13 protein-coding genes are annotated in these 13,764 nt (G+C 61.2%); all 13 read right to left on the bottom strand.

Annotated elements, in window-relative coordinates:
- Positions 1-112: 112 nt before the first annotated feature.
- The 13 genes from E8L22_RS17645 to E8L22_RS17585 all read right to left on the bottom strand — a co-directional run bounded on the left by E8L22_RS17645 (position 113) and on the right by E8L22_RS17585 (position 13,760).
- Positions 113-1,492, bottom strand: coding sequence for a cohesin domain-containing protein (locus E8L22_RS17645; RefSeq protein ID WP_136526447.1), 1,380 nt, complete (start codon positions 1,490-1,492; stop codon positions 113-115).
- 172 nt (positions 1,493-1,664) lie between these two features.
- Positions 1,665-2,999 (bottom strand): S41 family peptidase, encoded by a 1,335-nt coding sequence (locus E8L22_RS17640; protein ID WP_136526446.1) that lies wholly within the window; start codon positions 2,997-2,999, stop codon positions 1,665-1,667.
- 36 nt (positions 3,000-3,035) lie between these two features.
- On the bottom strand, positions 3,036-4,232 hold the full coding sequence (locus tag E8L22_RS17635) for a murein hydrolase activator EnvC family protein (protein WP_136526445.1): 1,197 nt from the start codon (positions 4,230-4,232) through the stop codon (positions 3,036-3,038).
- A gap of 1 nt (position 4,233) precedes the next feature.
- Positions 4,234-5,181, bottom strand: a complete 948-nt coding sequence (gene ftsX / locus E8L22_RS17630; RefSeq protein WP_136526444.1) for a permease-like cell division protein FtsX — start codon at positions 5,179-5,181, stop codon at positions 4,234-4,236.
- A complete protein-coding gene (ftsE, locus tag E8L22_RS17625) occupies positions 5,168-5,839 on the bottom strand; it encodes a cell division ATP-binding protein FtsE (protein WP_136526443.1) in 672 nt (223 codons plus the stop codon). Before ftsE ends, ftsX begins: the two co-directional genes overlap by 14 nt.
- An 18-nt stretch (positions 5,840-5,857) precedes the next feature.
- Positions 5,858-6,271, bottom strand: a complete 414-nt coding sequence (locus E8L22_RS17620) for a type II secretion system protein (RefSeq protein WP_136526442.1) — start codon at positions 6,269-6,271, stop codon at positions 5,858-5,860.
- Between the two features lie 4 nt (positions 6,272-6,275).
- Entirely contained in the window at positions 6,276-6,776 is a 501-nt protein-coding gene (locus E8L22_RS17615; RefSeq protein ID WP_136526441.1) for a type II secretion system protein, read from the bottom strand.
- An 18-nt stretch (positions 6,777-6,794) separates the two neighbouring features.
- On the bottom strand, positions 6,795-9,335 hold the full coding sequence (locus tag E8L22_RS17610; protein WP_136526440.1) for a cohesin domain-containing protein: 2,541 nt from the start codon (positions 9,333-9,335) through the stop codon (positions 6,795-6,797).
- A 22-nt stretch (positions 9,336-9,357) separates the two neighbouring features.
- Positions 9,358-9,993 (bottom strand): type II secretion system protein PulP, encoded by a 636-nt coding sequence (locus E8L22_RS21415; protein WP_162604867.1) that lies wholly within the window; start codon positions 9,991-9,993, stop codon positions 9,358-9,360.
- Positions 9,990-10,544, bottom strand: a complete 555-nt coding sequence (gene pilO, locus E8L22_RS17600; protein ID WP_136526439.1) for a type 4a pilus biogenesis protein PilO — start codon at positions 10,542-10,544, stop codon at positions 9,990-9,992. The genes E8L22_RS21415 and pilO overlap by 4 nt, the downstream gene beginning before the upstream one ends.
- Complete coding sequence (locus E8L22_RS17595) at positions 10,544-11,113, bottom strand: PilN domain-containing protein (protein ID WP_136526438.1); 570 nt, start codon at positions 11,111-11,113, stop codon at positions 10,544-10,546. The genes pilO and E8L22_RS17595 overlap by 1 nt, the downstream gene beginning before the upstream one ends.
- Before the next feature lies 1 nt (position 11,114).
- Positions 11,115-12,023: a type IV pilus biogenesis protein PilM gene (gene pilM, locus E8L22_RS17590; protein WP_246044763.1), complete on the bottom strand. Its 909-nt coding sequence runs from the start codon at positions 12,021-12,023 to the stop codon at positions 11,115-11,117.
- A 15-nt stretch (positions 12,024-12,038) separates the two neighbouring features.
- On the bottom strand, positions 12,039-13,760 hold the full coding sequence (locus E8L22_RS17585; RefSeq protein WP_136526436.1) for a GspE/PulE family protein: 1,722 nt from the start codon (positions 13,758-13,760) through the stop codon (positions 12,039-12,041).
- Between the last annotated feature and the right edge of the window lie 4 nt (positions 13,761-13,764).

Here is a 13,764-nt window from a genome sequence, read left to right as displayed (position 1 = left end):
TCGACGGTGCGGCAACTGAAAAGCCCCTCCGCAACGACAGATGCCCTCCGGCTAATGGGCTGGAGGGCATCTGTGTCAGTGCTGAAACAGAAAACAACTGTTGCTTGTGCTTTTATTTGACCTGATCTGTCTGCACCAGGTAGTTCGCCGTGTAGATGTAATCATCGACGTAGTCTCGTTTGCCGTCCTTGTTCAAGTCGAAGTGCGGTGCAGAATCGGTGCCGCGATCAGCGAGGAAGCGCTGGAAGTCTGCTTCGGTGACCTTTTTCTGACCTTTCTTGGCAAGCCGAACCGCAGGGGCCACCACCAGCGGGAATTCCTGTCTCTGACCGTTGTAGAGCACCGCGATGCTTGCGCTCACCGCGTCGCGGTCGGGGCGGGCCTGGATCTCCCACCCCTTCTCGATGCGGCCGTAGGAAACATAGCTGCAGTCGGCGAAACTGAACCTGGGGGTCGCGTCGCCCACGTTGATATAAACATGCAGCGTGGCCGTCGCCTTGCCGTCCGCCAGCACCACCGCCGGGACCTGGGTGTACTGCGTCTGTTGCGTCGGAGCGAAGAGCGCCGTCAGGTTGGCCGGGGTGCGTTCCCCTTTGAAATCCTTGAATTTGGCCAGCACGCTTTCGATCTTGACCGGTTCCACGACTTGGGCCGGCTTCCCGTTGGCGGTCGATGCCCCCCCGCGCTCGTCCGAAGGCCGTGGCTCGAGCTGAGGTTCAACGTTGTCCGGCTGTCCCTTCTTGGTCCGTACCCGCCTCTGCGACTCCTGCGCGGAGGAGTAATCGTCTCCAGAGGTGATTGGCCCCGTCGTGGTCTCCTGGCCTGTCGTATCCTGCCCCGGCATGGTGAGCGTACCACCGACGTATCCACCCGTTTTGGGCGTGCCCACGCCCGAGCCGGACGTTTCTCCTGTGGTCCCTGTCCCTGTTGTCCCCGTTCCTGTTCCTGTCCCGGTCCCGGTTCCTCCGCTTCCTCCGCTTCCTCCGCTTCCACCGCTATTCCCGGAGCTCCCTCCGGTCTGGCCGTCGCCGCTTGCACTGTCCGACGTCGACGGCAGTGGGGGATTGGTGACTATGGGTGAGGCCATGGCGACCTTCTTCCCCGCGGCATCGATGAGGCTCGCGGTAAGCAGGGTGATGCTTCCGGGAGAACTCCCGGTACGATCGAAGGCGATGGTGGCGATGACACCACTGCCGCTCAGCTCTTTGGTGCCGACGATGGCCATGCGGATGGTCGGAGTACCCGCGTTCGCCGCACTCATCATCCCGGAAACGAGGCTTCCCATGGTCACCCGAGGGTTGCTGAGTGTCGCAGCGTCGAAACTTACCGTCACGTCGAGACCGGCGACGCCGGACATCTGTGCGCCGTAGAGCACGAAGACACCGTCAGCCCCGGGCGATGAGATGGAGAGGATCGGCAAGGCTAGAGCTGGAACGGGAAGGAGGGTGAGTGAAAGAAAAAGAAGCACACGCGAGAGAGTCTGTATCATCATGGCTGACCTCGACTGCTTTGGGTGACTGCCGCACCCGGGTTACTCTACGCAGCACGGAGGCGGGTGTCAAGAGAACGGCTGAGCCGGTTACACCGCCTTGCTGTGGCAAAAAAAAAGAAGGGGCGGCGCCATGCTACCCCTTCTTTTTTGTGGTTCCAGATCGTCCTTACCCCTAGGAAGGGAGTTTTCCCATGGTCTTGAGGATCTCCCACCCCTTCAAGAGGTCGAGGGCACGCAGCACCTGGGAGTCGCTCTTGATCATCTCGTCGGTCTTATAGGGGGCGGGCTTCGCCGTCTTCTCGTCCTGGTCGTCCTTCTTGTCGCTCTCGAAGTGGTTCTCGAGGTCCTTCTCGCGGATGTGCATCCCTTCGCGCTTTTCGCCGGTGGAGGCGATCTCGACGCGTTCGGCGACGATGTCCGGGGTGATCCCTTTGGCCTGGATGGAGCGGCCGCTCGGGGTGTAGTAGCGCGCGGTGGTAAGTCTCAAGCCCGAGTTGTCGGAGAGCGGGATGATGGTCTGCACGCTACCCTTGCCGAAGCTCTGGGTCCCCATGATGACGGCACGCTTGTGGTCCTGCAGGCAGCCCGCCACGATCTCGGAAGCGCTGGCCGAGCCGCTGTTGATCAGCACCACGATCGGGTACTCGCCCTGCTTGTGGCTCTTCCTGGAGGTGAAGCGCATCTGGGAATCCTTCTCGCGCCCCTCGGTATAGACGATGAGCTTCCCTTCCGGTACGAAGTGCTCGCAGACACGGACCGCCTGGTCCAGGAGCCCGCCTGGGTCGTTTCTCAGGTCGAGCACGAGTCCCTTCAGCACCTTCTTGTCGGCCTGCAGCGCCTGCAGCGCCTTCTCGAGGTCGTCGTCGGTCTTCTCCTGGAACTGGGAGATCCTGACGTAGCCGTAACCGTCGTCGAGCACCTTGTACTTGACGCTCTTCACCTGGATGATGTCGCGCTCGAGGACGAACTCCTTCGTCTTGTCGAACCCTTCCCGCATTATGGTGAGGGTGACCTTGGTCCCCTTAACGCCGCGCATCCTCTTCACCGCGTCGGTAATCGTCAGGTCCTTCGTGTACTTGTCGTCGATCTTGAGGATCTGGTCGCCCGCCTTGATCCCGGCCTTGAAGGCGGGGGTGTCCTCGATCGGGGAGATGACGGTGAGGATGCCTTCCTTCACGGTGATCTCGATCCCCAGACCGCCGAAGGCGCCCTTGGTGTCGATCTTCATCTCCTTGTACGTCTCGGGAGGCATGAAGGAACTGTGCGGATCGAGCGAGCTCAGCATGCCGTTGATGGCACCGTAGACGAGCTTCTTGGTGTCTACTTCCTCGACGTAGCTCTTCTTCACGATGGCGAGGACGTCGGTGAACAGTTCGATGGACTGATAATCGTTTCCGCCCCCTTGGGCGGCACATCTGCGCTGTACGCCGAACGCGATGACCAGCGTCAGCAGTGCAACGGTAGTGACAAACAGGGTTGTCTTCTTGAATTTGCTGCCCTTGAACATTTTGCCTCCCTGAGTTTTTCTCTTGCGATACCCTGCTTATCTGAACCAGGGGGACGGGTCAACCGGTTTTCCCTGGTAGCGGATCTCGAAATAAAGCATGGGTCCCTTCGTCGAATCGACATCACCCACACTCGCAAGTACCTCGTTTCTCGTGACCTTGGCGCCGACTCTCTTCGCGATCGATGAGGCGTGTGCGTAGAGACTGAAGAAGCCCTCTCCATGATCGACGATGATCATATTACCATACCCTTTGAAATAGTTCGCGAAAATCACCTCGCCGTCGTCGATGGCATGAATGGCACTGCCGGCTGGGGCTTGGATGGAAATCCCGTTGCTGACCGTGAATGAGTCAAAGTCGGGGTGCTTGTGCCTGCCGAAGCGGTCCACGATGTTGCCTCTTACCGGCAATGACAGTTTCCCCTTCTGCGCCCCGAGACCGCGACCGGGGACGGGCGTCGCCTTGGCGGTCACCCCGGGCTGTTTCCCCTCGCTACCCTTGGAACGACCTTTGGCACTATACGCTTTTCTACTTTTGGCTTCAAGCTTCCGGATCATGCTCTGCAGGCGCGCCGCATTGGCCTGCAGCTCCTGCAGCGAGGTGAGATACCCCTGCTTGTCCTGCCGCACCTTGACGAGGTAGGTTGCCTTGCGGCTCTTTTCCTGCTCGATCTCGCGCTTTTTCGCTTCCATGGAGCGGCGGATCCCTTCCTTACGCGCCGCATCCTGCTCCAGCTGCTGTTTAAGCTTGTTCAGCCGCTGTACGTTGTCGTTGTACTGCTGGAAGAGCTTCTTGTCGTTTTGCAGGATGCTCCGCATGTAGCGCAGGTTTTCGCTCATCTGCGGAAAGGATTCCGAGGAGAAGAAGACACGCAGGTTCCCGGTGTCCCCCCCCTTGTAGAGGGCGGCGACACGGCGGTTGATCTGGGCCTTCTTGCGCTCCGCCTCCTGACGCTCCTTCTCGATGTCCTGGAGGGTGCGGTCCACCCCCTTCTCGACCACGGCCAGGTCACGCCCGAGCGCCACGAGGGTCGACTGCTTCTCGGCGAGGGACTTCTGGATCTGCACCAGCTCACCCGAGACCTTGGTCTCCACCTTCTGGGTCTTCGTGATGAGGCGGTTCTTCTCCTTGATCTGCTTCTTGATGTCCTGCAGGTCCTCCTTCGCGCCGGCGTAGCTTAAAAGCGGCAGAGCGAGAACCAGCATGAGCAGGTTTATGGCAGTTAGTAGGCGCATGCTAGACGTTGATGAACCTTTTGAGCGAGGTGGCGCTTCCTATAAAGCCGAGCAGGACCCCGCCGGCGACGATGCCGGCCAGGTGCGTGGCGGGGAGGAAGGAGAGTCCGGCCGAGGCCGGGTTGATGCCGAGGAAATCACCGGCGTTCTTCAGGAACGTGTAGTAGCAGGCAAGCAGCGCCAGAAGCGATATCACCGCGCCGGCGGCCCCCTGCAGCACCCCCTCGATCAGGAAGGGGGCCTTGATGAAGAAGCGGGTCGCTCCCACAAGGCCCAAAAGCTCCAGTTCGTCCTTCCTCGCGTAGATGGTGAGCTTTATCGTGTTGGAGACGATGAAGAGCACGGTGATGGTCAAGAAGGCGCCGAGCAGCCCCCCCATGAGCCGGAAGAGGTTCATGAAGGAGTTGAAGCGCTGCACCCACTCCTCGCCATACTGCACCTCATTGATTCCTTGGATCTGCTTCAGTTTCCTGACGTAGGCGGCAACCGAATCGTTGTCACGGTGCTCACGGTCGAGGCGGATCTCGAGCGATGCCGGGAGCACCTCCTGGGTGATCCCTTCGAGGAGCGATTCCTGCCCCTTCAGGCGGCTTCTGAGCCGTTTTTCCGCCTCGGCCTGGCTCACGAAGATCACCTTCGCGGTGCCGGGGAGTGCCTGCACCCTCCCCTTCAGCGCGGCCACGACAAGCGGCGCGGGTTCCTGATCGAAGTAGGCGGTCACCTGCACCTTGTCGCTCCACCCCTGCGCCATCCCATCCAGGTTCACATACACCAGGAGAAATAGCGAGGCGATGAGAAGCGCAAGGGCGATGGTCCCGACGGTCACCGCACTTACGAAGACGTTTTGCCTGAGATTCGCCACCGCGCGGCTGGAGAAGTAGGAAAACCTGCCGAAGAACCCTTCCTGTTCGAGCTTCGGGCGCACCGCCCCCTTGTTACCCTTGGACATCGGGCACCTCCACGATCCGCCCCTTGTCCAGCCGGATCACCGTGCGATGGGAGTTCTCGATGACGCGCCTGTCGTGGGTCGCCACGACCACCGTGGTCCCACGGTTGTTGGCCTCCTTGAAGATCGAGAGGATCGCTTCCTTGTTCTCGTCGTCGAGGTTACCGGTAGGCTCGTCAGCCACGAGGATCTTCGGGTCGTTCACCAGGGCGCGCGCGAGGGCTACGCGCTGCTGCTCGCCCCCGGAGAGCCTGAGCGGCGTCGCGTTCACCTTGTCCTCTAGCCCCATGCGTTTGAGTATGTGGAAGACCTTCTTGCCGATGTCGCGTTTGCCCCACCCGAGCACCTCGAGCGTGATCGCCACGTTCTCGAGTACGGTGCGGTTCGGAAGGAGTTTGTAGTCCTGGAAGACCACCCCTATGGAGCGGCGCAGCATGGGGATCTGCGACCGCGAGAGCCTGGTCAGGTTGACCCCGTCGATGAGCACCTGCCCCCGGGTGGGGGTGAGGTCGGCGTAGACCAGCTTCAAGAGCGTGGATTTGCCAGCTCCGGACTGCCCGGTCAAAAAAACAAAATCCCCTTTGGGGATTTTGAGGTTGATATCGGCCAGCGCGCTCGATTCCGGCTGGTACGACATGAAAACGTTATGCATCTGTATCATCGTCTGAAAGCCTCTCCGCTACCACTCGTTGTACGGGACGCCGTCGCTGCCGATCAGCGTGGAGCCGCTGTGCACGTCGTAGACGCCTCCCGTTGCGGCGCCGTCGGTGGTCTCCGTCGCAGGGGGGGCACTCACCACCCAGGTCTCTTTAGATTTGGTGAAGGGGTCCTTGGGGATCTCCCGCAGATACTTGTTCTTGTTGTCCACCAGTTCCTGCAACGATTCCGGGTATTTCCCCTGGTCAGCGTAGTATTGGTCGATGGTGGTGCGGAAGTTGTAGAGATCCTCCCTCAACACGGCCTCACGCGCCTTGATGATGCCCCACTGGTAGTTGGGAGCCGCCATAGCCGCAAGGATGCCGACGATGGTGACGACGATCATCAGCTCTATGAGCGTGAAGCCCCGTTTTGTATTGAGTATCCTCTTCAACATGAGGTCACCACTCCTTGTATTTCGTGCCGTCTATCGCGACCCCGTCGCTTTTGGAGTACACATCGAAGACGTCTTCCTTACCCCAGTTGGTACTGTCGGGCGGGTCTTGGGAGGAGCGCAGCCCCCACACGGTATCGTCATCCCCGTCGCCAGTATAGAAAGGGTCCTTGGGAATGCGGCGGAGGAACTTCTTCTTCTCCTTGACCAGCCCGCCGAAATCGTCGCCTTCAACCAGCAGATGCAGCGTCTTGGGGTAGTGAGTCGTCAACCCCTCCACACCAGGCAGGGTCTTTTGCTCCGACTGCACTTTTTCGTGGTTCTTTTTGTACTCGTCGATGGCGGTCCTCATCTCGCGCAGGCTCCTCCTCAGCTCAAGCTCCTTCGTCCTCTTCGAGGCCAACTGCGCCGAAGGGAGAATCAGCGAAGCGAGTAAGGTGAGGATGACCATGGTCACCACCAGCTCGATCAGGCTAAGTCCTCGATTGTCTGCCAGGGTTTTCCGCATGATGAAAAGCCCGAGGGGCTATTTTACCTCCACTACCGACTTGAAAGGGGTGACGGTGATCGCAGCTCCCCCCTTGCCGGTGAAGCTCGTGTTGGAGAAGGAAAGAGCGGTGCTCCCCTTCGCTATCGCCTTGAAGGTCAGCAGGGCCACCGCGCCGTTGGCAGGAGTCCCCTCCCCTTTCGTGCCGGAAATCCAGACCTCACCTTTCTTTTTGTCGGCGTAGGACTGGAAGGAGGCAGGTTTCCCGGTCTGCTCCAGCAGCGGGCCTTCCGACTGTGCAACCGGCTCGAGCACCTTCGGGTCGTAGTTCACAACGAACACCGCTCTCTCAAGACCCGGCACATCCGCCACGGTCACCTGCACGGTGAACTGGTCGTTGATCTTAACCGAAGGGGGCAGCGTGAAAGCGAGCAGCGCCTTGGCCAGCGGGGCGGCCGCTACCGGGGCGGCGGGCGTCTCTTGAGCCGCCGGTGCCGCGGGTGCTGCGGGGGCCACGGGAGCGACCGGCGCGGTAACCGGGGCCGCAGGCGCTTCGGGAGCCAGGTTCACCGGTTGGAGAAGCTCAGGGTTGTCCTCCGGGTTCGGCTCATCGAAAGGGACCTGGGCTGGGACCGGTGCCGCGACCGGGGGAGGAGCGGAAGCCGCAGCCGGCGCGGGTGCGGGCTTCGTCGCCGGGGCCGGTTTGGCCGGAGCCGGAGCCGCGTCCTGCGGCACGAACTCGGGTTCGATGAAGGACTGGTAAGGCTTGTTCGTGGACGGATCGTCCTCGCGGCCGGACCAAAAGGCCGCCACATCGGTGTCCGGCACCGAGACCCCACGCACGATGCGCGGCGTGATCGCCAGGAGCAGTTCGTTCTTGTCGTTCGACTTGTCGGTATTCGAGAAGAGCGATCCGATAATCGGAATGTCTCCCAGCAGGAAGACCTTGTCCTTGCTGTCGGTCTTGCTCTTCTGGATCAGACCGCCGATGATGCTGGTCTCCCCGTCTTTCAACGACAGCACCGTGTCGAGGTTTCTTGTGCCGATGGTGACCACGGTGGTCGCCTGGTCGGTACCGACGGTATCACGCTGCAGGATCGAGCTGACCTCAAGGCCCAGCTTGATGGCGACCTCGTTGTTCAGTTGTATCGTCGGCTCGGCGTTCACCTTGACACCGACATCGACGTACTGGACGTTGACGCTGGTGCCGGTGGAGGTGGAGGAGGTGGTGGTGATCGGCACGCGGGTCCCCACGTTGAACTTCGCTTTCTCGCGGTTCTTCACCCTGATCTTCGGATTGGACAGGGTCTCGCCGTTGGCCATGGTCTTGCCGAAGTTGAAGGTGGCGTTGGGGATGGTGATGTAACCGTTGTAGCCGCTCACCCGGAACAGGTTGAGCAGGCTGCTCGTATCCGCGACGGTGGTAGTGGTCCCGGTGGTGGCGGAAGTGGTCGCCGTGGTGCTCAGCGAGTCAGAGAAGAACTTGCCGCTTGGGGTGGTGACTCCCATCGAGGTCCCGTAGCGCGAAAGGAGCATGCCGAAGGTCTCGGAGTCCTTCTTGGAAAGCTCGAACACCTCAACCTCGAGAAGCACCTCGGCGTCGGGGACGTCGTTCGCCTCCAGGATCTTGCGCGCCACCTCGATCACCTCCGGGGTGTCGCGGATCACCAGGGCGTTGGCCTCCTCGTTCACGTAGATCTTCTTCACCTGGAGCATGGTGCGCACGAGGTTGACCGCCTTTTTCGCGTCAAGCTTGTTCAGATAGAAGGTCTGCAGGAAGAGCTCCTCGTACTGCTTCTGCTTGTCCGGGGTCTTCGGATAGATGATGATGGTGCTTTCGTTCAGCACCTTCTTGTCCAGCTTCTGCAAACCGGTCAAAAGCTCCATGGCCTGCTGGAAACTCCCGTTTTCCAGGTGCAGCGAAATGTTGACGTCTTTCACCGCGTCGTCAAAGACGAAGTTGATCCCGGAGAGCTGGGTCAGGATGGAGAAGATGTCCTTGAGCTTCGCGTCCTTGAATTTCAAAGTGATCGGCTTGGTCGACTTGAGATTCAGATCGAACCCGTCCAGCTTGCTTTTCTTGGTGAGGAGGATGCGGTCCAGCCCCTCCTTCGCCGGGCCGTTTTCAGGGTCGAACTGCAGCACGTGCCTGAAGGAGATCATGGCGTCGCGCAGCTTGTGCTCCTTCTCGAAGTCCAGCGCCTCCTGCAGATAGGTCTGGGCGTTCCTGAGCTTCAGCGCCTGCTCGGCGCGCAGCTTCGCCTCCACGTAACCGGGGTCCATGGCGAAGGCGCTCTGGAACTCGCGCACGGCCTCGTCGTAGTTCTTCTTGTCGAAGAAGGTCTCCCCTTTTTTGAAGTGGACCCTGGCGGCGGAAGCGGTCACGTTGAGGAGCTTGACCCGGTACTCGCCGTTGTCGGGATGTGCGGAGGCGACCTCGGCGTACTTTACCAGCGCACCGTCCAGGTTCCCTTCGCGCTCGAGCTGCTCGGCCTTGCTGAAAGCTGTGCGTCCCGCGGCACAGCCGGAGAGGGCCACGGTAACCAGCATGAGGGTTGAGATCGATCTTAGTCTATGCATGCAGTTGCTCCTTGAGGCCTGGTTACTTGCGGCGCGTGCTGAGCGACCTGTTCTCTACCAGCGGTATCACCATCTGCCGGTCGGAATCGACCGATTTTATCGTGATGGCGTCATCGGTAATGTCGGCGACCCTGAATTTGGGGCCAACCTGCCCCCCCTTCTTGACCACGAAGATCGCCCCCCCTTTGGAGAGAAACACGGTACGTTCCCCCCCCTTCTTGAGGAACCCAAGAAAGACGATCTTCGCAAGTTCCGTCTCGTCCATTTGCGCCTGTGTCGGTGGCGGCGGCGGTGGCGGCGGCACCGGCGTGGCAACCGGGGGAGGCGGCGGAGGTAGTTTCTGGGGCGGCGGCGGTGGCGGCGGGAGTTTGAGCGTCCCGGGCTTTACCGCTTCCCTGAAAAGCGGGGCGAAGATGTTGCGCCGGTAAGCGCCGGCCCCGGCGATGTTTCCATGCAACAGGTCCAGACGCACCACTCCGGCAGGAACCGGCGCCGTTTTCTGCGCCCCCGGCTCCTTGCGTATCGCGGTGGCCTTTGCCCCGGGCCGGTTCTTGAGGACGACGGCTTCTTGCTGCCTAGGAGAACGTAGGAAAGCGTAGGCCACGGCACCGATCAGGGCTATCAACAGAAGGAAAAGCGCAAGTTTCTGGCGGTTCATGCCCCCTCCGTAAGCAGATAGACCGTAGTCTGGAGCTTCAAATCGACCTTTTCCTGGGTGACCTTCGGGTTGCCGATCGACATGCTGTCCACCGTCACCATATCCGGAAACTGCCCCATCTCAGCAAGGAACTTTTTGACCGCTCCGTACTTCCCGCTCACCTGAAAGGAGACGACGTATGGCAGTACCTGCGTCCCCTTGACCGTCTTTCCCGGCTTGTAGGAAATGCCTTGCAGTGACAGGGAGTTGCGGCTGGCGGTCTCGTAAATTCGAGTCAAGGCGGCAGCAAAATCGCGTTTCGGTATAAGGAGCTTTTGGAACTGCTCCAGGTCGTGCATGCCGCGCTGGTACCGTGTGGCATCGGCTTCGGTCTCCCCGCGGGCGAGGGCGTCGCGCTTGGCGAACCACTCCTGCTGACGCTTGGCAAGTTCCGGCCTTTGGGAGGTGGCGAGGTAGGCCTCGACCCCTCCGGCGATCAGCAGCAGAAACGCCAGAAAGGCAAACGCGTTGCGCCGTGCGGCAATCATGTCGAGTATCGTCTGGAAGTTCATCAGTAGCTGACCTTGCAGGAAATGGAAAAGGTGTAACCGCGCTGGGAGTCGTCCACCTTCAACTCGCCCTGGTTCAAAAGAAGGACGTCGGAAAAGCCGGGCGTCCGCTCCATGCTCTCCAGCAGCGCGCGAAGGTGCGCGAAGCTAAGGGCGACGCCGGAGACCTTGATCGCCTGCGTCCCCTTCGTTTCTTTCACTTTCTCTGCCGCTCCCGTTTGCTCGGACGGATCGACCAGGGTCACCATGACCCCGGCAGGCACCACCTGCTCCAGCTTGTCCAAAAGCCCCACCCAGTTCACGGTCTTGCGATCGATCAAGGTGTTGGCGAAGGCGATTTTTGCATCGAGCTCGCCCATCTGCGCCGCCGGGATGGGGGGAGCACCCGCAGGCCCGCGGCTCGCCGCGGCCATCTGTCCCTTGAGCCTGTTGATCTCCGCTTGGTTGGTGGCGACCTCACGCACGAGGTAGACGAGCAGCAGCGCGGCGACCGCGAAGCAGACTGCCAGCACCGCGTTCAGCTGGCGCTTGTTGACGTAGCGCCTGGTGGCGAGGTTGATGGTGAGTCTCATGTTAAAGGCTCCTAAGCGCGGCGCCGAGGGCGCCGGCCAGCGCGTGCATGCCGGGGCGGTCCAGCCCAAGGGTCGCACCCTGGCGCACCATGCGCTCCAGGTCGAGCAGTACCGGCTCCATGCCGCTCGCTTCCGCGACGAGCGCACGGAAGGACTCGGCATCCCCTGGGGATGCCATGCAGAAGACCTCGCTCACCGCCTGTCCGGGGAATTGGTCCCCGTAAACCAGGAAAGAGCTGTTCACCTCGCGAAACAGGTGCTGCACCTCCCCGGCCGCGTCCTTGCTGCGGTAGAAGTTCAGCACGCCGCCGTTGAAGATCAGCACCGTCATGGTCCCTTCGTAGTAGGAAACGAAGGCACCGTCTTCGGCGAGGTCCAGGCGCGGGGTAAAGAGACGGTAGAGGTTGAAGGAGGTGAAGTCGATCAGCTTGGGCTCGAGCCCCGCTTCCACGAGCAGCTCCTCGTACTGGGTCACCACCGGACGCGAGATCAGGGAGACCAGGAGAGAAACGGCGCCGTTCTCCTTCTCCTCCAGAATCTGGTAGTCAAGCTGGACTGAGCCGACGTCGAAAGGGAGGCTCTTTTTGAGCTTCCAGCGGATCACGTCCAGTCCCTCCTCGCGGCTCCTGAAGCGCGCCTCAAGTTCAAGGAGCACCACGCGGCCGACGGCGTCGGGGAGTGAGACGTTCACGGCGCGCTCCCTGGTGAGCAGGCGCAGGTGGGCCTCTTTCAACTGGGCCACGAACCCCTTGGCGTCGGTGATGTTGGGCTCGCGGCGGGACAGGGTCAGCATCCCCGGCGCAAACGGCAGGGAGATCCCCGCCTCCACGCGGGGGAGTTTCCCACCGCTCGCAAGAGCAAAGCTGAACCCGGCGGGGGAGAGCTCAAGCCCGAGACTTTTGCTGGACATTAGCATATCAGGCACCTACTCCACAAAGGTGACACGGTTAATCTCTTTGAGGGTCGTCTCCCCGGCCAGCACCTTGGCCACCGCGGATTCCCTCAGAAACATGGTCCCGGCTGCCTTGGCGGCCTTTTTCAGCGCGGCGGCCGGCGCCTTCGAGATGATCAGCTCACGGATCTCGTCGTTTAAGTCCAGCAGCTCCACGATGGCGGAACGTCCCCGGTATCCGGTTCCGTTGCAGTCGTCGCACCCACGCGCCTCGTAGAGGGTAAGACCGCGGGTGCGCTCGGGATCGATGGCCGACTCGCGCAGCTCATCGTCAGTGTGCACCACGGCGTTCTTGCACGCCGGGCAGATCTTCCTGACCAGGCGCTGCGCCATGACGCAGTTCAGACAGGCGACGAAGTTATAGGGGTCGATACCCATGTGGGTGAAGCGGCCGATGACGTCGAAGACGTTGTTCGCGTGCACAGTGGTGAACACGAGGTGACCGGTGAGGGCGGACTGCACCGCGATCTGGGCCGTCTCCGAATCGCGGATCTCACCGACCATGATCTTATCGGGGTCGTGGCGCAAAACGGAGCGCAGGCCGCGGGCGAAGGTGAGCCCCTTCTTCTCGTTCACCGGGATCTGCGTGATGCCGGAAAGGACATACTCGACCGGGTCCTCGATGGTGATGATCTTTTCGAGGCCGGTATGGATCTCGGTGAGCGCGCCGTAGAGGGTAGTGGTCTTGCCGCTGCCGGTAGGGCCGGTAACGAGCACCATGCCGTAGGGCTCCTTGATCATCTTCCTGAAGCGCTTGATCTCGTGGGAGGCCATGCCGAGGGTCTCGAGGGTGAGCCCCCGGAGGTCGCTTGCGATGCTCTCCTTGTCGAGGATACGGATGACGGCGTCCTCGCCGAAGGCGCTGGGCATGATGGAAACACGGAAGTCGATCGACTTGGCGCCGATCCTCACCTTGAACCTGCCGTCCTGCGGGATGCGCCGCTCCGAGATGTCCAGTTCGCTCATGACCTTGAGCCTGGAGATGAGCGGTCCCTGGAAGTGGTTGTCGATCGGGTCGGTCGCCTTGTAGAGCACGCCGTCGATGCGGTACTTGATGATCACCCCTTCCTGGGCGGTCTCGATATGGATGTCGGAGGCGCGCCGGGTGAGCGCATCGAGGATGGTGGAGTTGACCAGCTTGATGATGGGGCTCGTGTCGGCCGAGACATTCTCGACGGAGAGGATCTCCTCCCCCTTGTCAGTCTCGGTGACGAGCTGGAGCATGAAGTCCTCGGAGACTTCCTTCAGGACACGGCTCGTCCCCTCACCCCGCTTCAGGAGGTAGGTGATCTCGGAGTCCGCGGCGACCCGAAAGCTCAAGGGGCGCTCCAGAAGCAGCGCCATCTCGTCCAGTTGCAGCACCGCGGTCGGATCGGAGATGGCGACGACGAGGAGATCGCCCTCCATTTCAAGGGGAACGAAGTGATAGCGGAACATCACCTCGGGGGGGACGACGTTGAAGAGCGACTCGTCCGGGCGAACCCCCTTGAGATCGACGAACTCAAGGCCAAACTGCTCGGCCAGTGCCCGCCCGAGAACCGTGTCGCTGATAAGGCCGTCGGCAAGGCATATGGCCCCCAAGCGCTCTTTGGTGGACTGCTGCTTGTCCAGAGCGTACGCCAACTGGTCCTTGGTCAGGTCTCCCCGCTCCACGAGGATGTCACCGAGCCTCTGTCTCTTGAACGGCTTCAGCATGGTC

Origin of the sequence: Geomonas ferrireducens (assembly GCF_004917065.1) — a bacterium.
Lineage (GTDB): Bacteria > Desulfobacterota > Desulfuromonadia > Geobacterales > Geobacteraceae > Geomonas > Geomonas ferrireducens.
This window is presented reverse-complemented; position numbering and strand designations above follow the sequence as displayed.

Bases quoted from the DNA above. Each gene is read 5' to 3' on its own strand.
- E8L22_RS17645 (WP_136526447.1), bottom strand. From the start codon at position 1,492: ATGATGATACAGACTCTCTCGCGTGTGCTTCTTTTTCTTTCACTCACC.
- E8L22_RS17640 (WP_136526446.1), bottom strand. From the start codon at position 2,999: ATGTTCAAGGGCAGCAAATTCAAGAAGACAACCCTGTTTGTCACTACC.
- E8L22_RS17635 (WP_136526445.1), bottom strand. From the start codon at position 4,232: ATGCGCCTACTAACTGCCATAAACCTGCTCATGCTGGTTCTCGCTCTG.
- ftsX (WP_136526444.1), bottom strand. From the start codon at position 5,181: ATGTCCAAGGGTAACAAGGGGGCGGTGCGCCCGAAGCTCGAACAGGAA.
- ftsE (WP_136526443.1), bottom strand. From the start codon at position 5,839: ATGATACAGATGCATAACGTTTTCATGTCGTACCAGCCGGAATCGAGC.
- E8L22_RS17620 (WP_136526442.1), bottom strand. From the start codon at position 6,271: ATGTTGAAGAGGATACTCAATACAAAACGGGGCTTCACGCTCATAGAG.
- E8L22_RS17615 (WP_136526441.1), bottom strand. From the start codon at position 6,776: ATGCGGAAAACCCTGGCAGACAATCGAGGACTTAGCCTGATCGAGCTG.
- E8L22_RS17610 (WP_136526440.1), bottom strand. From the start codon at position 9,335: ATGCATAGACTAAGATCGATCTCAACCCTCATGCTGGTTACCGTGGCC.
- E8L22_RS21415 (WP_162604867.1), bottom strand. From the start codon at position 9,993: ATGAACCGCCAGAAACTTGCGCTTTTCCTTCTGTTGATAGCCCTGATC.
- pilO (WP_136526439.1), bottom strand. From the start codon at position 10,544: ATGAACTTCCAGACGATACTCGACATGATTGCCGCACGGCGCAACGCG.
- E8L22_RS17595 (WP_136526438.1), bottom strand. From the start codon at position 11,113: ATGAGACTCACCATCAACCTCGCCACCAGGCGCTACGTCAACAAGCGC.
- pilM (WP_246044763.1), bottom strand. From the start codon at position 12,023: ATGTCCAGCAAAAGTCTCGGGCTTGAGCTCTCCCCCGCCGGGTTCAGC.
- E8L22_RS17585 (WP_136526436.1), bottom strand. From the start codon at position 13,760: ATGCTGAAGCCGTTCAAGAGACAGAGGCTCGGTGACATCCTCGTGGAG.